General features: G+C 68.2%; 18 protein-coding genes, 2 tRNA genes and 1 pseudogene. 7 read left to right on the forward strand and 14 right to left on the reverse strand.

Annotated features, from left to right (window positions below; genetic code table 11):
- Nucleotides 1-342: 342 nt before the first annotated feature.
- Together Aut01nite_RS19770 and Aut01nite_RS19775 are read left to right on the forward strand one after the other, a co-directional pair.
- Nucleotides 343-786, forward strand: a complete 444-nt coding sequence (locus Aut01nite_RS19770; RefSeq protein WP_043525809.1) for a SufE family protein — start codon at nucleotides 343-345, stop codon at nucleotides 784-786.
- A gap of 1 nt (nucleotide 787) precedes the next feature.
- The gene (locus tag Aut01nite_RS19775; RefSeq protein WP_043525811.1) at nucleotides 788-1,429 is read left to right on the forward strand and encodes a DsbA family oxidoreductase; all 642 of its coding nucleotides are present in this window, start codon (nucleotides 788-790) and stop codon (nucleotides 1,427-1,429) included.
- Between the two features lie 32 nt (nucleotides 1,430-1,461).
- Here Aut01nite_RS19775 and Aut01nite_RS19780 read toward each other — a convergent pair whose 3' ends face one another.
- Complete coding sequence (locus Aut01nite_RS19780) at nucleotides 1,462-2,016, reverse strand: YbaK/EbsC family protein (RefSeq protein WP_052163830.1); 555 nt, start codon at nucleotides 2,014-2,016, stop codon at nucleotides 1,462-1,464.
- Nucleotides 2,017-2,177: 161 nt separating this feature from the next.
- Between Aut01nite_RS19780 and Aut01nite_RS19785 the strand changes: the two genes are divergently transcribed.
- The gene (locus Aut01nite_RS19785) at nucleotides 2,178-2,792 is read left to right on the forward strand and encodes a hypothetical protein (protein ID WP_201775529.1); all 615 of its coding nucleotides are present in this window, start codon (nucleotides 2,178-2,180) and stop codon (nucleotides 2,790-2,792) included.
- Nucleotides 2,793-2,866: 74 nt separating this feature from the next.
- On the opposite strand, the pseudogene Aut01nite_RS43615 reads toward Aut01nite_RS19785, so the two are convergent.
- From Aut01nite_RS43615 to gyrB, 7 genes and pseudogenes are all read right to left on the reverse strand, one after another.
- A pseudogene (locus tag Aut01nite_RS43615) lies at nucleotides 2,867-3,193 on the reverse strand (NUDIX domain-containing protein); the annotation flags it as partial.
- Nucleotides 3,194-4,053: 860 nt separating this feature from the next.
- A tRNA-Ala gene (locus tag Aut01nite_RS19795) sits at nucleotides 4,054-4,126 on the reverse strand.
- A 10-nt stretch (nucleotides 4,127-4,136) separates the two neighbouring features.
- Nucleotides 4,137-4,265 (reverse strand): DLW-39 family protein, encoded by a 129-nt coding sequence (locus tag Aut01nite_RS43620; protein WP_211304171.1) that lies wholly within the window; start codon nucleotides 4,263-4,265, stop codon nucleotides 4,137-4,139.
- 116 nt (nucleotides 4,266-4,381) lie between these two features.
- Nucleotides 4,382-4,455 (reverse strand) — tRNA-Ile (locus Aut01nite_RS19800).
- Between the two features lie 75 nt (nucleotides 4,456-4,530).
- Entirely contained in the window at nucleotides 4,531-5,427 is an 897-nt protein-coding gene (locus Aut01nite_RS19805) for a DUF3566 domain-containing protein (protein ID WP_043525813.1), read from the reverse strand.
- Between the two features lie 3 nt (nucleotides 5,428-5,430).
- The gene (gene gyrA, locus Aut01nite_RS19810) at nucleotides 5,431-7,944 is read right to left on the reverse strand and encodes a DNA gyrase subunit A (RefSeq protein ID WP_043525815.1); all 2,514 of its coding nucleotides are present in this window, start codon (nucleotides 7,942-7,944) and stop codon (nucleotides 5,431-5,433) included.
- Nucleotides 7,945-8,041: 97 nt separating this feature from the next.
- Nucleotides 8,042-9,994 (reverse strand): DNA topoisomerase (ATP-hydrolyzing) subunit B, encoded by a 1,953-nt coding sequence (gene gyrB, locus Aut01nite_RS19815; protein ID WP_043525817.1) that lies wholly within the window; start codon nucleotides 9,992-9,994, stop codon nucleotides 8,042-8,044.
- 562 nt (nucleotides 9,995-10,556) lie between these two features.
- Here gyrB and Aut01nite_RS19820 point away from each other — a divergent pair.
- Nucleotides 10,557-11,123, forward strand: coding sequence for a hypothetical protein (locus Aut01nite_RS19820; RefSeq protein WP_043525818.1), 567 nt, complete (start codon nucleotides 10,557-10,559; stop codon nucleotides 11,121-11,123).
- Between the two features lie 43 nt (nucleotides 11,124-11,166).
- Here Aut01nite_RS19820 and Aut01nite_RS19825 read toward each other — a convergent pair whose 3' ends face one another.
- The 6 genes from Aut01nite_RS19825 to dnaA form a co-directional block, all read right to left on the reverse strand.
- Nucleotides 11,167-11,433, reverse strand: a complete 267-nt coding sequence (locus Aut01nite_RS19825; protein ID WP_043525820.1) for a hypothetical protein — start codon at nucleotides 11,431-11,433, stop codon at nucleotides 11,167-11,169.
- Nucleotides 11,434-11,466: 33 nt separating this feature from the next.
- Nucleotides 11,467-11,982, reverse strand: coding sequence for a DciA family protein (locus Aut01nite_RS19830; RefSeq protein ID WP_052163831.1), 516 nt, complete (start codon nucleotides 11,980-11,982; stop codon nucleotides 11,467-11,469).
- A gap of 184 nt (nucleotides 11,983-12,166) precedes the next feature.
- Nucleotides 12,167-13,297, reverse strand: a complete 1,131-nt coding sequence (gene recF, locus Aut01nite_RS19835) for a DNA replication/repair protein RecF (RefSeq protein WP_043525822.1) — start codon at nucleotides 13,295-13,297, stop codon at nucleotides 12,167-12,169.
- A 3-nt stretch (nucleotides 13,298-13,300) separates the two neighbouring features.
- On the reverse strand, nucleotides 13,301-14,173 hold the full coding sequence (gnd, locus tag Aut01nite_RS19840) for a phosphogluconate dehydrogenase (NAD(+)-dependent, decarboxylating) (protein WP_043525823.1): 873 nt from the start codon (nucleotides 14,171-14,173) through the stop codon (nucleotides 13,301-13,303).
- A 39-nt stretch (nucleotides 14,174-14,212) separates the two neighbouring features.
- Nucleotides 14,213-15,346 (reverse strand): DNA polymerase III subunit beta, encoded by a 1,134-nt coding sequence (gene dnaN / locus Aut01nite_RS19845; RefSeq protein ID WP_043525825.1) that lies wholly within the window; start codon nucleotides 15,344-15,346, stop codon nucleotides 14,213-14,215.
- Nucleotides 15,347-16,477: 1,131 nt separating this feature from the next.
- Complete coding sequence (gene dnaA, locus Aut01nite_RS19850; RefSeq protein WP_043525826.1) at nucleotides 16,478-18,322, reverse strand: chromosomal replication initiator protein DnaA; 1,845 nt, start codon at nucleotides 18,320-18,322, stop codon at nucleotides 16,478-16,480.
- 588 nt (nucleotides 18,323-18,910) lie between these two features.
- Here dnaA and rpmH point away from each other — a divergent pair.
- From rpmH to yidD, 3 genes are read left to right on the forward strand one after another with little or no spacing between them, the layout of a single operon-like run.
- Nucleotides 18,911-19,048: a 50S ribosomal protein L34 gene (gene rpmH / locus Aut01nite_RS19855; RefSeq protein WP_043525828.1), complete on the forward strand. Its 138-nt coding sequence runs from the start codon at nucleotides 18,911-18,913 to the stop codon at nucleotides 19,046-19,048.
- Between the two features lie 36 nt (nucleotides 19,049-19,084).
- Nucleotides 19,085-19,441, forward strand: a complete 357-nt coding sequence (rnpA, locus tag Aut01nite_RS19860; RefSeq protein ID WP_043525830.1) for a ribonuclease P protein component — start codon at nucleotides 19,085-19,087, stop codon at nucleotides 19,439-19,441.
- Complete coding sequence (gene yidD, locus Aut01nite_RS19865) at nucleotides 19,438-19,695, forward strand: membrane protein insertion efficiency factor YidD (protein ID WP_083999092.1); 258 nt, start codon at nucleotides 19,438-19,440, stop codon at nucleotides 19,693-19,695. The genes rnpA and yidD overlap by 4 nt, the downstream gene beginning before the upstream one ends.

The following is a 19,695-nucleotide window of genomic DNA, read 5'->3' on the forward strand; positions in this document are numbered from 1 at the left end:
CCCTCTTTTCTCCGACATCGCCTTCTCCGTCGTCAACAACGGGACGGGGAGCAGACCGACGCGCCGGTACCGGCGGGCGGAGAGAGCCGTCCGCCGGTCCCGGCCGGCGGGCAGAAAGAGAGGCGTCCGCCGGTTCCAGCCGGCGAGCAGAAAGAGGCGTCCGCCGGTCCCAGCCGGCGGGCAGGAACAGCCGACCGACGGGTCCGAGCCGGCTGAGCGGGAGCCGATTGGGACGGGACGCGTCCTGACGGGGAGAAGGTAGACAGCGAGGCGGCTATCGGCACGCGGGCGACGGGATACCGAGACGGCCGGGCCGGAGATCAGCGCGTTAGGGTCGATCTCGTGACTGACATGCCGCCGAAGCTGGCCGAGATCGTCGACGAGTTCGCCGGAGCGCCGCGCGAGGTCGTGCTGGAGATGCTTCTCGAGTTCGCCGACGCCGTTCCGCCCCTGCCCGCCGATCTGGCCGGGCACGACGGCATGGAGCAGGTGCCGGAGTGCCAGACCGCGTTCTTCCTCCGGGCGATCGTGCAGCCGGACGACCGTGTGGTGACCCACTTCGACTGCCCACCGGAGGCGCCGACCACGCGCGCTTTCGCCGGCATCCTGGCGGAGGGACTGGCGGGGGCGACCACGGCCGAGGTCCTGGCCGTACCCGATGACCTCTATGCCCGGATGGGGTTGTCGCAGACGATCAGCCCGCTGCGGGTACGCGGCGGGACGGCGATCCTGGCGCGACTCAAACGCCAGATCGCGGAGCAGGCGCCCGCTTCCCGGACGGAGTGACGTGGATATTCAGGTCTGGTCCGACGTCATCTGCCCCTGGTGCTACATCGGCAAGCGCCGGCTCGAAAGGGCGGTGAAGTCCCTCGACGGCGAGGTGACGATCACCTACCGGGCGTACCAACTGGACCCCTCTCCGGTGCCGGAGCCCCTGCCGGTCAAGCAGGTGATGGCCGCGAAGTTCGGTGGCCCGGACCGCGTGGAGCAGATGTTCACTCAGGTGGCCGCGGTCGGTGCGAGCGAGGGACTGCGGCTCGACTTCGATCGGGCCCTCGCGGCCAACACGTTCGCAGCGCACCGGTTGATCTCCTGGGCCGCGATCCGGGAGCGGCAGGCGGACATGCTGGACGCGCTCCAGCGGGCCCACTTCACCGACGGCATCGACATCGGCTCCCTGCCCGCTCTGGCCACGATGGCCGGCGCGATCGGTCTGGACCCCGCCGAGGCTCTCGCTCACCTGGAGTCCGAAGCCGGCACCGCTGCGGTTCATGCCGACATCGAGGAAGCCCGCGCCCTCGACATCAGCAGCGTTCCGGCATTCGTCATCGACGCGAAATACGTGGTGTCCGGCGCGCAGGAGCCGGCCACCCTGCTGGCCGCCTTCGAGGAGATCACTCGCCGCGAGGACGCCAACGCCGGTCGATGATGTTTCACGTGAAACGGCATCGGCAGTGATCACTACTCGACAGGGCGGGCGAGCCCGTCGATCACCTCGGCGCCCGGCAGCGCACCGAGAGCCGGCCCGGGGATGGCGATCTTGCTGTTCCGGACGCCGGATCCGATGATCACATGCGGTACGGCCACAACACGTGAGTCGACCAGGATCGGCCAGGAGGCGGGCAGCCCGATCGGGGTGATCCCGCCGTACTCCATGCCGGTCAGCGACACCGCCTCCCCCATCGGCGCGAAGCTCGCCTTGCGCACGTCGAGCCGGCGGCGGACCACACCGTTCACGTCGGCTCGGGTGGTGGCGAGGACGATGCAGGCGGCATAACGGGTCTCGTCGCCGCGGCGGCCGGCCACGATCACGCAGTTGGCGGACTCGGCGAGGCCCACCCCGTACGCATCGCAGAAGGCAGCCGTGTCGGCAAGTGTGGCGTCGATCGGGGCGACCAGGACCTGGTCGACGTCGATCACCGCTTCGATGGGCCAGACCGCCAGCGCCTTGGCCACCGGCGGGGCGAGCAGGTCCGGGCGGGACTGGGCGGGTTCGGTCTGCAGGGTTCCCAACATGCCGCCATCTTTACCCAGCCCGCTGAGCAAGCCACACCCGCCTGACGATGGACGGACAATAGCTCCTAAAGGCCCGAGACGCAGCCGAATCGTCGATCACGAACGTGACGGCATCGGCGGAATCCTCAGTTCCGGACGGATCATGCCGACCGTCAGAGGTTGTGGAGGATCGCAGACAAGCACGCATCGGCACCGTCAGTGGGCTGGCCCTACTGGCCGGCTCCACAGCACTGGTCGCCATCTCCGGTGGCCATCACTCATTCTTCGCCGTACTCCTGCTCGGCCTGCTCGCCCTGGTGATGTCGCACGCCCTGGTCGTCGAGATCCAGCGCCAGGCCCGGCGCCGGTCACAGGTCACCTGGTACCGCACCGACACGGTGAACACCGTGCTGCTGGCCTGCTGGGCACTCATCGCGACGGTCACCAGCGCGATGCCGTACGCCTCGCTGCCGGTCCGAGCGCTCGCCGGCGCGCTGGCCGCCGGTTACGCCGCGGCCTGCATCTACTTCGTCGTCGAGCGACGCCGAGCCGTCACCGCCGCGCCGCGTCCCGCCCCGGCAGGTCCGGCATCGTCCTCGCCGGCCCCGGCGCCGATGTCGCCGGCGGCCCTCGCGCCGACCTCACCGGCGGCTTTCGAGCCCGGCGTCGAGCTGGCGCCCGGCTTCGCCGCAGAGCCACCGTTGCGGCCCGCCCCGGTGCGCGTGCCCGGCCCCGCAACCGAAGCGCTGGACGAGCCGCTCAGGGGCGCGGTGGCGGACTCCACGCCGTCGCTCTGACCGGTCAGGGTCGGCAGCACCACCATCAGCGGCGGCACCGGCACCCCACTGGTCTCGATCGGCAACTCGGGGACCGGCAACCAGTCGACGCCGATCTGCTCCGGGCCGGAACCGTCGTCGCGCCCGACCCGTGGCTCCCCATCCGCGACGGTCACCGTGAAGACCGACGTCATGCCCGACGGATAGGGCATCTCGAGCACGTAGCGCGCGTCGCTGACGATCAGGCCGGTCTCCTCGAACACCTCACGCCGCAACGCCTCCTCAGCCGTCTCACCCGGGCGCAGGCCCCCGCCCGGAAGTGTCCACCACTCGCCGCCACCGGACCGCCGGCTGCGCTCGTGCACCATCAGCACACGGCCGGCCCGCACGATAACGGCGGCGGCCCGTCTTCGCTCGCTCACGTCATGCAGGCTAGCCGCCCGACCTGCGTGCCGCAGGTCGCCGTCATTCCCCTGTGGATATCCGACACAGTCGGGGAACCCGCAACCACGGATCTACGCGTGCGCAACAGTGACCAGCGGAGACGCCCGCTCCACCGGCTCCCAGGTCAGCGCGACGCCGGATCGGGCGGCCGGGAGCCTCCGCGTGGATCCGGTGTGCTCGATCACGTTCGTGCCGTCAAGAGCGCCTGCCGCTCCCGGCGCGGGGACCGAAAATCATCAGGCCTGCTCCGATAGGAGACCGTCGGCGCCGTCGATCACCACAACAGTGGGCTGACCACTGTTCGCATGCGCACTCGGACAGGATCCTCTTCGTCCGGGTGCCGTTGAAGGGTGTCCGCATAGGCACCGATCCGGTGCTGACCATCCACTCCGAGATCTCCGTCACGGAGGCCCGGGAGCCGGCCTGCGACGAGCGCCACCGCGGCCTGTGGAGGGCAGCCACACAATCCACGGTGTCACCCCGAGCGTCCCGTCGCTCTTGACGAGGACCAGCGAGTCACCGAGCCGGGCCACCGGTCTCATCGCCCCAGGTCGACGGTCTCATGCCATACCTCGTCCCTCCCGGTCACCGCCGAATCGCACGACGGACCAGGACGGGCCGCACGACGGGCCAGCACCGCGGACCGCACGACGGCCGAAACGCGCCGCAGGACGGGCCGCGTGGCAGGCCGCAGGACGGGCCGCGTGGCAGGCCGCAGGACGGATGTCGCCTGCCAGGATGAGGCGGACTCCGCTGGCTAACATGCCGCTACGGCTGCGCTCGGTGGGGACCCACGAAAAAGGCGATCCGCATCGACGCGGATCGCCTGTCGTGATCGTGGAGCCCAGGGGACTCGAACCCCTAACCCCCGCCTTGCAAAGGCGGTGCTCTGCCAGTTGAGCTAGGGCCCCGTGATCCGCTTTATCGCAGATCGGGAGCGGTGGTCGCCTCGTGCCAGAGGGCGCGCTCGTCGCTGGAGGCCTTCACCTTCTTGACCACCAGGGCAGCAACCCCGACAACACCAGCGATGATGAGGAGCTTCTTCAACACTGAACTGCTACCCCCAGAGCCGCCCGGATGATGTCACCCCGAAACGGAGAAGCTTCGGGGGAAATGACGAGTGACCCCGACTCGCGTCTTCCGCGAGTGGGGCCCTCAGTCACTCGTGGGGCTAGCTGGAATCGAACCAGCGACCTCAGAGTTATCAGCTCTGCGCTCTAACCGACTGAGCTATAGCCCCTCACCTGCGGACAGAACGTTACCGCATCGGGTTGCGGGTCTCCAAAGCGGGGGTACCCGCAACCCGATACGAATGTCAGTCCCGTTCAGCGAGCGTGAGCTCGATGCCGCCGACCAGATCGGCACAGACGTTGTAGATGAATGCGCTCAACGTGGCCAGCGCGGTGAAGAGGACCACGTTGACCGCGCCGATCAGCATCGAGGTGCCGATGACGCCCCAGGCCGTGATCGTGAACGTGCTGTCGCCGGTGCCCTCGGCACCGCTGGCGGTGACGAGCTCCTTGAGGTTGCCGTTGATCGAGCTCCACACGCCCATCGTGTCGAGGGCGAGGTAGAGCACCGAGGTCGCGACGACCACGACGATGAAGAGCACGATCGACACCGCGAACGCGAACTTCATCACCGACCAGGGGTCGATGCGCTTCAGGTTCAGCCGGGCGCGACGAGGGCCACGCGCGGCCGCCGACGAGACCGTGGAACGGGCCGACCGCACTGCCTCGGAGACACGGGCCGCCCCGACCGCCGCGGCGCCGCCGGACTGGTTGCCCGTCGAGGACGACCCGGTCCGCTGCTTCGCGGCGGGCGTGGCCGGCGGCGCGGACGCCGGAGCGCCCGCCTGACCGGTCACGGGAGCGCTGCCGCTGGTCGTGCTGCCCGGAATCCGGCCGGAGGTGGTCCCCGGCGCGGCACCCTTGCCCTTGGTGACGACCGGCACGGAGGCCGATCCCTTGACCGACGGCTGTGTTCCCGGCCGTTTCGCGTCAGCGCCGTCGGTGCTGCCGGCTGCCGGCTCACCCGGCGGCGGAGCCATGCCCGGCGCCCGAGTGAATTTCGGCGGGGACGCGGCATCGGCGGGGACAGCGGCACGCCCTGCGGTCTCGCGGCCGTTGGATGCGGCAGTGTCCTTCTTCGCCGCATCGTCCGGAGTCGCTGAGGTCCCCGGGCCCCCCGACTTCGCCTGTGTCTCCGGCATCAACTAGTCCTGTTCGTCAGGCTCGTCGGCATTGCGAGCAAGCGCCACGATGGTTACACCTTCTGGGAGGTCCATCAGCTTGACCCCCATTGTGTTCCGATCCCTCGTGCGCCGTACAGGCTTCACGGGAGTCCGGATGACACCACCATTGCTGGTGATGGCAAACAGTTCATCCTCCGGGCTGATCACCAGAGCGCCGACTAGTCCACCACGACGCTCAGTGATCTTGGCGGTCAGCACCCCCTTACCGCCACGACCCTGCACCGGATATTCCTCGATAGGTGTGCGTTTCGCATACCCACCATCAGTGGCGACCAACACATCCATGTCCGGCCGGACCACTTCCATCGCGAGAAGCTCGTCGTTGTCACCGAACCGCATGCCGATCACACCGGACGTCGCGCGGCCCATCGGGCGCAGCGCGTCGTCGGTCGCGTTGAAGCGGATGGCCTGGGCCTTCTTGGACACCAGGAGCAGGTCGTCCTCCGGGGCCACCAGGGCCGCGCCCACCAATTCGTCATCCTCCCGCAGGTTGATGGCGATGATGCCACCGCTGCGGTTGGAGTCAAATTCCTCCAGGCGCGTCTTCTTCACGAGCCCATTCTTAGTGGCGAGCACAAGGTACGGTGCGACCCCGTAGTTGGAGATCTGGATGACCTGCGCGATGTGCTCGTCCGGCTGGAAGGCCAGCAGGTTCGCCACGTGCTGACCCTTGGCCACCCGACTCGCTTCGGGCAGTTCGTACGCCTTCGCCCGATAAACCCGGCCCTTGTTCGTGAAGAACAGCATCCAGTCGTGCGTCGAGATGACGAAGAAGTGCGAAACGATGTCGTCCTGCCGCAGCGTAGCGCCGCTCACGCCCTTGCCGCCGCGCTTCTGAGACCGGTACAGATCGGTCTTGGTGCGCTTGGCGTAACCGGTACGTGTGATTGTCACCACAACGTCCTCGCGCGCGATGAGGTCCTCCATGGAGACCTCGCCGTCGAACGGGATGATCTGGGTGCGCCGATCGTCGCCGAACTTCGTGACGATCTCGGCCAGCTCATCGGAGATGATGGCCCGCTGCCGCTCCGGCTTGGCGAGGATGTCCTTGAAGTCGGCGATCTCGATCTCGATCTTCACCAGCTCGTCGACGATCCGCTGCCGCTCCAGGGCAGCCAGGCGGCGCAGCTGCATGTCGAGGATCGCGGTGGCCTGGATCTCATCGACGTCGAGCAGCGTCATCAGGCCCTGGCGCGAGTCCTCCACCGTAGGCGAGCGCCGGATCAGGGCGATGACCTCGTCGAGCATGTCCAGCGCCTTGGCCAGACCCCGCAGGATGTGCGCGCGCTCCTCGGCCTTGCGCAGCCGGTACGCGGTCCGCAGCTGGATGACCTCGATCTGGTGCTCGACGTAGTAGCGGATGAACTGCGCCAGGTTGAGCGTGCGCGGCACCCCGTCGACGAGCGCCAGCATGTTGGCGCCGAACGTCTCCTGCAGCTGGGTGTGCTTGTAGAGGTTGTTCAGCACCACCTTGGCGACCGCGTCGCGCTTGAGCACGAGGATCAGGCGCATGCCGGTACGTCCGGAGGACTCGTCACGGATGTCCGCGATGCCGGTGAGCTTGCCCTCCTTGACCAGCTCGGCGATCCGCTCGGCGAGGTTGTCCGGGTTCACCTGGTACGGCAGCTCGGTCACCACGAGGCACGGCCGGCCCCGGGTGTCCTCCTCGACCTCGACGACCGCGCGCATCCGGATCGATCCACGGCCGGTGCGGTACGCGTCGTTGATCGCCGACTGCCCGACGATCAGGCCCTTGGTCGGGAAGTCCGGGCCCTTCACGAGCTCGAGCATCGCCTCGAGCGCGGTCGCCTCGTCCGACTCGGGATGGTCGAGCTGCCACTGGACGGCGGCGGCGATCTCCCGCAGGTTGTGCGGCGGGATCTTGGTGGCCATGCCGACCGCGATGCCCTCGGAGCCGTTGACCAGCAGGTTCGGGAACCGCGCCGGCAGGATCGTCGGCTCTTTGGTCCGCCCGTCGTAGTTGTCCTGCATGTCGACGGTGTCCTCGTCGATGTCCCGCAGCATCTCCATCGCCAGCGGGGACAGTTTCGACTCGGTGTACCGCATGGCGGCCGGCGGGTCGTTACCCGGCGAACCGAAGTTGCCGTTGCCGTCGATCAGCGGGTACCGCAGGGACCAGATCTGGCCCATCCGGACGAGCGCGTCGTAGATCGACGAGTCGCCGTGCGGGTGGTAGTTGCCCATCACGTCGCCGACGACGCGGGCGCACTTGACGTAACCGCGGTCCGGCCGGAAGCCGGCGTCGTACATCGCGTAGAGGATCTTGCGGTGCACCGGCTTGAGGCCGTCGCGGACGTCGGGCAGCGCTCGGCCGACGATGACGCTCATCGCATAGTCGAGGTACGAGCGCTGCATCTCGACCTCGAGACCGACCGGCTCGACGCGTTGGGTCACACCGCCACCGGCGTCCGCGATGGTCTCGTCGCCGTCCGGGGGTTCGGGAGTGTCAGTCACTTTTAACCCTTACTCAAGGTGATGCCAGGCATATGCTGCCAGAACGGGCATAACGCTGTGGATAACGTTGTGGAAAGTGGATGCACGCTGTGGATACTCAGATATCCAGGAAGCGCACGTCCTTGGCGTTGCGCTGGATGAACGACCGCCGCGCCTCCACGTCCTCACCCATCAGCACGCTGAACAGCTCGTCCGCCACGGCGGCGTCGTCGAGCGTCACCTGGCGCAGGGTGCGGGTGTCCGGGTTCATCGTGGTGTCCCACAGTTCATGGAAGTTCATCTCGCCGAGACCCTTGAACCGCTGGATGTCATCCGGCTTCGCGTTCGGCTTCTTCTGCTGGCGCAGGGCGATCAGGCCGTCGCGCTCCCGGTCGGAGTAGGCGTACTGCGCGTCGTCGCCGCGCTTGTTCCACTTGAGCTTGTAGAGCGGCGGGGACGCCAGATAGACGTGGCCCTGCTCGACGAGCGGCCGCATGAAGCGGAACAGCAGGGTGAGCAGCAGCGTCTGGATGTGCTGGCCGTCGACGTCGGCGTCAGCCATGAGGATGATCTTGTGGTACCGCAGCTTCGAGATGTCGAATTCGTCGTGGATACCGGTGCCCATGGCCGTGATCAGCGCCTGGACCTCGTTGTTCTTCAGCACCCGGTCGATCCGGGCCTTCTCCACGTTAAGGATCTTGCCGCGGATCGGGAGGATCGCCTGGATCCGGCTCTCCCGGCCGGACTTGGCCGAACCACCGGCCGAGTCACCCTCGACGATGAACAGCTCGGTCTCGCGCGGGTCGGTCGACTGGCAGTCGGCCAGCTTGCCGGGCATCGAGCCGGACTCCAGCAGCGACTTGCGGCGGGCCAGCTTGCGGGCCTGCTGGGCGGCGATCCGGGCGCGAGCCGCCTGGTCGGCCTTCGTGATGATCAGCTTGGCGTCCGCCGGGTTCCGGTCGAACCAGTCGGCGAGCTGCTCGTTGCAGACCTTCTGCACGAAGCCTTTCATGTCGGTGTTGCCGAGCTTGGTCTTGGTCTGGCCCTCGAACTGCGGGTTGGCCAGGGTCACCGAGATGATCGCGGCGAGACCCTCACGGATGTCCTCGCCGGAGAGTTTCTGGTCACCCTTGAGGAACTTCTTCTCCACGCCGTAGCGGTTGACGATGCTGGTCAGCGCGGCGCGGAAACCCTCCTCGTGGGTGCCGCCCTCGTGGGTGTTGATGCGGTTGGCGAAGGTGTAGACCGACTCGCCGTACGACTCGTTCCACTGCATCGCGATCTCGACGGCCATGCCCTCCTCGGGGGCCTCGGCCTCGAACTGGATCACGGTCTTGTGGATGGCGCTCTTGGTCGCGTTCAGGTGCCGCACGAAGTCGGCGATGCCGTCCTCGTACATGAACGTGACCTTGCGCGGCTCACCGTTCTCATCGACCTGGTCCGGCCGCTGGTCGGTGTAGTTGATGGTCAGCGCCCGGTTGAGGAACGCCATCTCCTGCAACCGGCGGTAGATCGTCTGGTAGTCGAAGTCGACCGTCTCGAAGATCTCCGGGTCCGGCCAGAACTGCACGGTCGAGCCGGCCTGGTCGGTCGGCTCGCCCTTCACCAGCTCACCGGGAACGGAGTAGTCGTACTTCTGACGCCAGAAGAAGCCGTCCTTCTGGATCTCGACGGCCATCCTCGTCGAGAGCGCGTTCACCACGGAGACGCCGACGCCGTGCAGACCACCGGAGACCTTGTAGGCTTGGCCGTCGAACTTGCCACCGGCGTGCAGCACGGTCAGCGCCACCTCGACGCCGGGCTTCTTCAGCTGGGGGTGCAGGTCGACCGGGAAGCCACGGCCGTTGTCGGTGACCGAGACACCTCCGTCGGGCAGCAACACGACGTCGATGGTGTCGCAGTAGCCGGCCAGCGCCTCGTCGACGGCGTTGTCCACGACCTCCCAGACCAGGTGGTGCAGACCGCGCTCACCGGTGGAACCGATGTACATACCGGGACGCTTGCGGACCGCTTCAAGGCCTTCGAGCACGGTGATGGAGCCGGCACCGTACTCCTGCTGATTCTCTGACACCCTCGGCCACTTTCTCGCGCCGGACCGTGAGGCCCCGCAACGGGGTTGGCGGGCCCTCGGCAGCGGCCAGGAGCACACGGGGAGCCAGAGATGACACCGCGGGAAAGAAGCGGACCACCGGTGGAACCGTGCACGCCGGTCGCCGCGGACGGCCCGCGGATCGTGATCGGCTGGAAAAACCGCATAGCGTGACGATGGTGCTGGCAAGCCGCCCAGAACACCTGGCCAACTGTCCAGAACGCACCGGCAACCACAGTTTTCCCGGTCGCTGTCGATTCTACTCCGCCGGAGCGAATCGGCGAGGGTCCGGCACCCCTTCAGGGTGCCTGAGAGTGCCGTAGCGCGATTTGAGGCGCTACCCAGGTAATCCCCTACACGGCACCGCCACTGTGCGCAATGGCAAACGCTGCGGCAGTTTCCGCCCTCGGGCGCGCCTGCATCGCGCTGTCCACACTCACTGCGACACTGCTCGACAGCGTCCCGGGCCTGTGTCGTAACCTCGCCCGCGCGGGCCGCGGATGGCCGGACGGTCGCAGGGCAGGTCGAGGAGGGGTGGCCCCGGATGGCGCACGACAAGGGCCTGGACAACGTCGCGGTGCACTGGCCGCGGACGAATCAGTACTACGACCCGGTGGCTCCCGCCGAGTTCGTCGACTTCGGAGCGATCGCCGACCGGCCCGAGATCGCCGCGCCCACCGGTGCGCTGGCGCTGCACATAGCCAAGACCGGAACGGTACGCGCGACCGCGTACACCGAGCTCGTCGATCTCCTGCTGGGCCTCGAGGGTGTGCTGTACGCCACCGACGCCGCGGCCGAGGACGAGGACCCGGTGATCGACCCGGACGGCTGCGCATGGATCGCCGGCGGCCTGGAGCGTTTCGTCGAGGGTCACGACAAGTTCGGTGACCTGGTCACCTTCGACACCGTCACCGAGGTGCTGCGGACCGCGATCTCGGCCGGCCGGCTCGCCGATCAGCAGTTGCGCTGGCTGGACCACCGACTCGCGGCTCTGCGCGACGACAATGGGAACTCGCCGCACTGGAGCTTCGCGCGGACCGAGCTGGCCGTCCTGGCCGGTTTCTACCGGCGCTGCGCCGAGCGCGGTTTCGCGATCTTCGCCGACTACTGAGACCGGCCGCCGAAAGCAGCCCGGCTGCTTTCGGCGGCCCGGCCTACGGAAGCCGGTTGCGGGCCGGATGGCGGACCAGCCGGGTCAGCCCACCGGTCACGGCGAGCACGACAAGACCGGAGAAACCCCAGAAGATCCGGGTACGGTCCTCGACCTCGCGCCGCATCGCCGCCGGCAGCTCGCTCGGCGCACAGGCCGGTGTCCCGTCGTCCACCACATATCCACAGGACGTGTCCGGAGTCACGGCCGGAACCAGCGGCGCGACGGCGAACGCCAGCAGGACGAGGGCACTGCGGAAGAACGCGATCATGCAGGTTCAGACGCACGACCCGACGGATCGGTTTCAGCCGTACGTGTCCCGGGGCCCACGCCCTTCGACCCGGCGCGGCCCCCGGCTCCAGGACGGCGCCGCCGGCCCGTGGATGTTGAGCCGGGTCACCACGTTGTGGCCGACCTCACCGGCGATCTTGCGCAGCAGGGTCGCCGCCAGCAGCCGCAACTGGGTCGCCCAGGCGGTCGACTCCGCCTCGACGGTCAGCACCCCGCCCTCCAGCCGCATCGGCCGGCTGTGCGCGGCGATGTCCGGCCCGACGACCTTCTCCCAGGTGCCGAAAACGGTCGCCTCGGCTTTCGGTTTCTCCCAGCCGCGTGCTTTCACGAGGCGTTCCAGCATCGCCCCGAACAGCTGTGGATCGCGCGGGTCCGGTCCCGGCCCGGAATAGCCCCGCAGCCGTTTGCCCCGGCCCTGGCCCGTTCCGGGGCGGCGGGGGGCACGGGCGGCCTCCCGGCGCCGGGAGAGCGCGGCGTCCAGCACCGCGCGGGCGAGCTCGGGCCCGGCCAGATCACCGCCGTCGTCCACCGGCTGTGGGTCCGGGCGTTTCTCCTCGGGGGCACGACCGACTCGCTCAGTGGCTCCAGAAGACCCGCGAAGCTCCCGAGCCTCATCCACCCCCGCCCAAAGGTCCCCGAGAGCCTCCGTGAGCCGCTGAGGCGGGTTCTCCGCCCCACGCGGCCGGTCGCCACCCGGCCGATCGCGATCAGAGTCAGGAAACACGGGTCACCGATCCCGTCATCACGTCGTAGCGCGCGCCGCGCAGACTCGCCGGCACGTCCTCCGGCACCGCACATGTCACCAGCAACTGTCCCGCGTCGGAGACCAGCGCGGCCAGCCGGTCCCGCCGCTCGGCGTCGAGCGAGGCGAAGACGTCGTCGAGGACCAGGATCGGCTCGATGCCGTCGGAGCGCAGCAGGTCATAGGCGGCCAGTCGCAGGGCGACCGAGAAGGACCAGGTCTCGCCCTGGCTCGCGTACCCCTTGACCGGCAGGTCGCCGAGGACCAGCGCCAGGTCGTCGCGGTGCGGGCCGACCAGGGTGGTGCCGCGTTCGATCTCCACCGGCCGCCGTTCGGCCAGCCGGTCCAGGATCGCCGTCTCCAGCGCGGGCCGGTCCATCTGGAGCGCGTCGCCGAGGCGGGAGGCGTACGAGATCGCGGCCGCACCGCGCCCGGCGGCGACCGCGTCGTAGGCCTTGGTCAAGTGCGGCGCCAGCGCGGCGGCCAACTCGAGACGGCCGGCCAGCAGCTCCGCGCCGTGATGGGCCAGGTGCTGGTCCCAGACGGCGAGGGTGGACAGGTCCTGCCCGCGGTTGCCGCCGACCTTGCGGTTCAGATACGCCGAGCGGAGCAGGGCGTTGCGCTGCTTCACCACCCGGTCGTAGTCGGCGCGCACCCCGGCGTACCGCGGCTGCCGGGCGACCAGCAGATCGTCGAGGTAACGGCGGCGTTCGGAGGGATCGCCGCGGACCAGTTCCAGATCCTCGGGGGCGAACAGCACCATCCGCAGCGCGCCGAGCACCTCGCGGGGCCGGCGCACCGGCGACCGGTTGAGCCGGGCCCGGTTGGCCCGGCCCGGCACGATCTCCAGCTCGACCAGCAGCTCCCGTCCTTCGTGGACGAGCGCGCACCGGATCACCGCGGAGGTCGCCCCGGACCGCACCAGCGGAGCGTCGGTGGCCACCCGGTGACTGTCCAGAGTGGCCACGTACCCGAGCGCCTCGATCAGGTTGGTCTTGCCCATGCCGTTGTGGCCGACGAGCACGGACACGCCGGGTTCGAGATCGACCGCCACCCGCTCATACGAACGGAAATCGGTGAGCTCGACCCGGCGTACGTGCATGGATCAGCGCTTGACGGCGTGTCCGCCGAACTGCTGGCGCAGCGCGGCAACAGCCTTCATCGCGGGCGAGTCGTCCTGCCGGGACTCGAACCGGGTGAAGATCGAGGCGGCCAGGACATGGGCGGGAACGGCGAGACGGACCGCCTCGTCGACGGTCCAGCGGCCCTCACCGGTGTCCTCGACGTAGCCCTTCAGGTTGGCCAGCGTCGGATCCTCGTCGAGAGCACGGTCGAGCAGATCGAGCAGCCACGACTTGACGACGCTGCCCTCCCGCCAGCTCTTGATGACCGCCGGCACGTTGTCGACCAGCTCGGACGCCAGGAGGATCTCGTAACCCTCGCCGTACGCCTGCATCATCCCGTACTCGATGCCGTTGTGGATCATCTTGGCGTAGTGGCCGGCGCCGTGCGTGCCGGCATGCGCGAACCCGAACTCACCGGCCGGCTTGAGCGCCTCGAAGATCGGCTTGCAGTGCTCCACCTGAGCCGCGTCGCCACCGACCATCAGCGCGTACCCGTTGGTCTTGCCCCACACGCCGCCGGAGACGCCGACGTCCAGGTAGTGGATGCCCTTGGCGCCGAGACGAGCGGCCCGCGGGGCGTCATCGGTGAACTTCGAGTTTCCGCCGTCGATGACGATGTCACCCGGCGAGAGCAGCTCGGCGAGCTGGTCGACGGTGTCCTCGGTGATCTTGCCGGCAGGCACCATGGTCCAGATGACCCGCGGCGCGGCGAGCTTGTCGACCAGTTCGGCCAGGCTGGCAGCGTCGCTGATGTCTGGGTTGTGGTCGAAACCGACGACTTCGTGCCCCGCGGCACGAATGCGGTCCCGCATGTTGCCACCCATTCGGCCGAGACCGATCAGGCCGAGTTGCATGGTGATCTCCCTAGATGAGCGATTGCTTCAAGCTCAGTATCAGCGAGTCACCCGGATCGGCATGATCAGATAGCGGTAACCCGGGATGATTTCGCCACTTTCGCCAGCGGGGGAGATCACAGCGGGCTTGAACGCGTCGACGAACGCGAAGACCGCCGTCGGAGCGCCGAGGTTCTGCAGACCGTCGATCAGGTACTGCGGGTTGAAGCCGATCGTCAGCGCCTCACCGGTGAACTCCGCCTCCATGGCCTCGCTCGCCCGCGCCTCCTCGGTGCCGCCGGCCTCGACCACGAGACCGTCCTCGCTGAAACTCAGCAGCACCGGGGTCTGCCGCTCGGCGACCAGCGCGACACGGCGGACCACCTCGACCAGGGCGGCCACGCCGACGCGCGCCTCGGCGTTGTGGGCGGCCGGGAAGAGCGAACGCACCGGCGGGTAGTTGGCCCCGTCGAGCAGGCGGCTGGTGGTGCGGCGGGCGCCACCGGCGAAACCGATCATGCCCTCGCCGGCGCTGCCCTGAGCCAGCGCCAGGGTGACCGCGCCACCGACCGGGCCGAGCGCCTTGGCGGTGTCGTTCAGCGTCTTCGCCGGCACCAGCGCGTTCAGGCTGATCTCCGGGTCGTCCGGGGTCCACTCGATCTCACGCATGGCCAGCCGGTAGCGGTCGGTCGCCAGCAGCGCCATGGTCGAACCGTTCAGCTCCAGTCGCACACCGGTCATCATCGGCAGCGTCTCGTCCCGGCCCGCGGCGATCGCGACCTGGGAAACCGCTGAGGCGAACGTAGCGGCGTCGACGGTGCCCGCGCTGGATGGCATGTCCGGCAGGGCCGGATAGTCCTCCACCGGCATCGTGGGGAGGGTGAAACGGGCACTGCCGCAGACCAGCTCGAGGTGCGCGCCGACGGCGGCGATGTCCACCGGCTTGCCGGGCAGCGCCTTGGTGATCTCGGCGAGCAGACGGCCGGAGACGAGCGCCGACCCGTCCGCGTCGGCCTGCACGTCGACGGTCACCTGGCTGGAGACCTCGTAGTCGAAGCCGGACACCCGCAGGCGACCGCTCTCCACCCGGAGCAGGACACCGGCGAGCACCGGCACCGAAGGCCGGCTGGGCAGGCTCTTGGCTGTCCACGCCACGGCGTCGGCGAGCGCGTCTCGCTCCACCCGGAACTTCATGCTGTCCTCCGCGATGCGTCCTCATACAGGGGCATGGACCCCACTGAACTCTATGGCTCCGGCGGTGTTGGTGCGTGCCCGACCCCGTTCCGGCTTCTTACACCGAGAAGACGAGGGACTCCAACCCTTGCTTCTCGGTGCTGATCAACCTCAGGCGAGGCGAGCCGGAAGCGAGCATCCACACCTTCCACAACGCTGATGATTGGTTTTTGTTCTCTTAGAAGAGATAACTAGTCGTCTTCGTAGGGGCTGTGCATACTGTGGAGAACTGCCGTTTCCGCTGGTCAGCGGGTTATCCACCGGTGGTTCACATGTGGGTAACCGGGGTATAAACCCGGGTCTGTGTCCACAGCCGTCGGGCTCGGAGCGAGTTATCCACTGTTGTCCACAGGCTATCCACCGGTTGTCCACCGGTTTTATCCCCTGCGCTGTGGATTACGCAGGAACGCTACCGGCTCGTCGTCCACAGAACCTTCAACAGGCTATCCACAGGCTCCCCCAGCCTGTGAGATCTTTTGTGACTCTCTGTGTCTGTCCACATCGATGTCCACAGGGTTGGTCCACATCTGTGGGTTTCAGTGTCAGCTGTTATCCACCGACTGGGGACAGAGCCTGTGGACGCCTGTGGATTAGTGTGGACAACGTTGGCACGAAACGTACCCGTTCCGGCGTTGACAAGTCGCATGCGAACAACCTCAGAAATAGGCGTAGATGAGCTTCGATTTCTGTGGATTCGGAAGATGATCTGGGCATAACTTGTGGACAACCCCGTGTGTAACCGGTGGACAACCAGAAAATCGCGGGGAAATAGCAGCTCAGAGGCGAGTAACCCGATCGTGGACCGCCTGTGTATAACCCGGGAAAGCGGCCGATGGCGTCGACGGCCGTCCCTGCGTGCCCACTCCTGTGGATTGCCGGCGATCCGGGGTCGGAGGCAGTCGAGCCGCTTCCTGTGGATTACCGACCCCATCGGGTACGGGCGTCCCGCGCTGAGCCGTTCCGCTGCTGCTCAGGCCCGCTCATCAGGCGAGTCGACAGCATGTCGGCACAGCAAAACCGGGCCCGGCAGTCAGCGGGCCCGGACGGGGAGATGTTCCGGGGGTGTGTTCGGGCGGCGGTGGCCCGTACCCCTCAGGTGTTCTGTTTGATCCTGTTGGTGAGCTCGGCGATCTGGTTGTAGAGCGACCGCCGCTCCGCCATGTGCTGCCGGATCTTGCGGTCGGCGTGCATGACGGTGGTGTGATCCCGGCCGCCGAACGCCTGGCCGATGCGCGGCAGCGAGAGATCGGTGAGCTCGCGGCAGAGGTACATGGCGACCTGGCGGGCGTTGACCAGCACCCGGCTGCGGGAGTGACCGCGCAGATCCTCCAGGGAGACGCCGAAGTAGTCGGCCGTCGACACCATGATCTGGTCCGCGGTGATCTCCGGGCCGGCGCCGTCCGGCATGAAGTCGCGCAGCACCTCCTCGGCCAGCGAGAGCTGGACCGGGGAGCGGGTGAGGCTGGCGAACGCGGTCACCCGAATGAGGGCGCCCTCGAGCTCACGGATCGAGTTGGAGACCCGGGAGGCGATGAACTCCAGGACGTCGTCGGGCGCGTACATGCGCTCCTGGGCGGCCTTCTTCTGCAGGATCGCGATACGCGTCTCCAGGTCCGGCGGCTGGATGTCGGCGAGCAGACCCCACTCGAACCGGGTGCGCATCCGGTCTTCCAGGGTGGCCAGCTGGCGCGGTGACCGGTCCGAGCTGATCACGATCTGCTTGTTGGCGTTGTGGAGCGTGTTGAAGGTGTGGAAGAACTCCTCCTGCGTCCGCTCGCGGTTCTCCAGGAACTGGATGTCGTCGATCAGGAGGATGTCGACGTCGCGGTACCGGCGCTGGAACGCCTGCGTCTTGTCGTCCCGCAGGCTGTTGATGAAATCGTTGGTGAACTCCTCGGTCGACACGTAGCGCACCGAGCGCGCGTGCCCCAGGGTGGTGGCGTAGTGCCCGATGGCGTGCAGGAGGTGGGTCTTGCCCAGCCCGGAGCTGCCGTAGATGAAGAGCGGGTTGTACGCCTTGGCCGGGGACTCCGCGACCGCGACGGCCGCCGCGTGCGCGAACCGGTTGGACGAGCCGATGACGAACGTCTCGAACATGTACTTCGGGTTGAGCCGGTTGCCGTCGTTGCCGCCCGGCCGCGGGGACGCGCCTGGACCGCGCAGATCGACCGGCGGCCGGCCCGGGCCGTTGTCGCCGACACGCTGCGGCACGTCGTCGCGGCGGTCGGGGCCCGACATCGGGCCGGTGTCCGGATGACGCCGGTTCTCCCGCATCTGGGCGGCGTCCGCGGCCATCCGGTGCGCGACGTTGTCATTGGGCTGCTCGTTCTCGACCGGCCGCACAGCCGGCGACCGGTTCACCGGCGGCGTCTGCGGCATCGGGTCGGCGAAGAGCGCCTCCTGGCCGTCCCGCGCGGTCGGCACACCTCGGGAGAACGGCGTCTGCGGCGCCGAATGCTGGGCGGACCCGGTCGGGTACGGCTCCGGCACGTGGTCGGCAGGACCGAAACCCGGTTGCTGGTACGGCGGATCGGGCATCCGTTGCTGCCCCGGGTACCCCGGCAGTTCCTGCTGGTAGGGAGCCGGGTCGGCGTAGTGCCGCGGCTGCGGTTCGGCCATCGGCGGCGCCTGCTCGGCGGGAGTGCCGTAGACGGTGCCCGGCATCCCGGAACCGTCCTCCGGAGGGCGGACCGTGACCGCCACCTGAATGGGCCGGTTCAGCCGCTTGGTCAGCGCCTCGGTGATCGCCGGGCGCAGCCGCGACTCGATGATGTCCCGAGTGTAGGTGTCCGGAACCGATAGGAGTGCAGTGTCCTCGACTATCGCCCGCAACCGGGTGAACTGGAGATAGGCGCGCTGCTGCCGTGACGCGATCTCGTCGGACAGCTCGTCCAACGTCTCGCGCCACAACGTGCCCAGGTCGACCTGATCGGCCACCGCCGCGCCACCCCCATCGCCACCGACCCCCGGTGGGCATTGTCCGGCCTTCCACCTGTGCCTTTCGGCGCCCGTGCGGGCAACCGTCCGGCTCCCCAGCCCAGCACAGTTAACGTGCTGAACACGCACGGCGTCCACCGGCTATCCACAGGTTATCCACAACCTGGGGCAGTGCCGGTGGCCGCTCCCGGCCGGATGGTCGGCAGGTTTACCGGAGCCTGTGATGGCGCGGGTGGGCAAACAGGCTCACCGTGGCGAACGATCCACCTGCTTGTCCGGTTTTGGCCGCCGCTCCGCGGTGCGCGAACGGCCAGTGAGACCAGCAACCGCGCACGCTAACAGCGGCGGCAGGTGGACTACAACCGCTGTCCGGGCCATCCCCTACCCGCAGGTAAGAAAAGATTCACGTCGTGCACGGAAAGACCTGGTAGGGGCTTGCCACCCGCTCATGTCGGCGTGCCGACCCAGGATATGGTTGACCGTCCCTGAGCGCCTGCGTAGGGTTGGGCGGTTGCTCCGCCGCGCTCTGCTAAAGTGGCGTCTTGCAGCGGATGCCCTGATGACGTAGTACGAAGACGGAGTTCTCACGTGAGCAAGCGCACCTACCAGCCGAACAACCGCCGGCGTGCCAAGACCCACGGCTTCCGGCTGCGCATGCGCACCCGTGCCGGTCGCGCCATCCTGTCTGCCCGCCGGTCCAAGGGCCGCGACAAGCTGTCGGCCTGAGCCGACTGCTAGTCGGGTCGGAATGCCCAGGTAGTCGTGCTAGCCGCGGCGCAACGACTGCGGCGTAGCGCGGACTTCGCCGCAGCGATTCGCGGTGGCCGTCGAGCCGGCCGCGGAACCCTGGTCGTTCACCTGCTTATCGACGAGCCGGCGTTCGCCTCCACGGCGCGCGCCGGCTTCGTCGTATCCAAAGCGGTGGGCAACGCGGTGGTCCGGAACAAGGTTCGCCGTCGTCTGCGGCACCTGGTCCGGCCACTGCTCAGCGAGCTTCCCGCGGGGACATCGCTGGTGATCCGGGCGCTGCCGGCATCGGCCGACGCCGCGTACACCACTCTCGCCACCGATCTCGAAGGTGCGATCGTGGCCGCCCGTAGACCCCGGCGGCCACGATGAGCCCGGCCGCCCGGCTCCTGACGGCTGTGGTCGTCGCGTACCGTCGATACTTGAGTCCGGTGCTGCCGGCCCGTTGTCGGTTCTATCCCTCGTGCAGCGCGTACGCCCAGGAGGCCCTGGCGCGCCACGGTGCCATCCGGGGTACGGGCCTGGCGATCTGGCGGCTCCTCAAATGCCATCCCTTCCACCCTGGCGGGTATGACCCGGTGCCTGACCCGATCCGTCACCGTCCTGCCGATGTGACTGGAGCTTAG

Origin of the sequence: Actinoplanes utahensis (assembly GCF_016862455.1) — a bacterium.
GTDB lineage: Bacteria > Actinomycetota > Actinomycetes > Mycobacteriales > Micromonosporaceae > Actinoplanes > Actinoplanes utahensis.

What these genes read in the sequence shown, in the direction of transcription:
- Aut01nite_RS19780 (WP_052163830.1), bottom strand. Translation starts at nt 2,016, where the DNA reads ATGTTGGGAACCCTGCAGACCGAACCCGCCCAGTCCCGCCCGGACCTG.
- Aut01nite_RS19805 (WP_043525813.1), bottom strand. Translation starts at nt 5,427, where the DNA reads ATGCCGGAGACACAGGCGAAGTCGGGGGGCCCGGGGACCTCAGCGACT.
- Aut01nite_RS19820 (WP_043525818.1), top strand. Translation starts at nt 10,557, where the DNA reads ATGGCGCACGACAAGGGCCTGGACAACGTCGCGGTGCACTGGCCGCGG.
- Aut01nite_RS19825 (WP_043525820.1), bottom strand. Translation starts at nt 11,433, where the DNA reads ATGATCGCGTTCTTCCGCAGTGCCCTCGTCCTGCTGGCGTTCGCCGTC.
- recF (WP_043525822.1), bottom strand. Translation starts at nt 13,297, where the DNA reads ATGCACGTACGCCGGGTCGAGCTCACCGATTTCCGTTCGTATGAGCGG.
- gnd (WP_043525823.1), bottom strand. Translation starts at nt 14,173, where the DNA reads ATGCAACTCGGCCTGATCGGTCTCGGCCGAATGGGTGGCAACATGCGG.
- dnaN (WP_043525825.1), bottom strand. Translation starts at nt 15,346, where the DNA reads ATGAAGTTCCGGGTGGAGCGAGACGCGCTCGCCGACGCCGTGGCGTGG.
- yidD (WP_083999092.1), top strand. Translation starts at nt 19,438, where the DNA reads ATGAGCCCGGCCGCCCGGCTCCTGACGGCTGTGGTCGTCGCGTACCGT.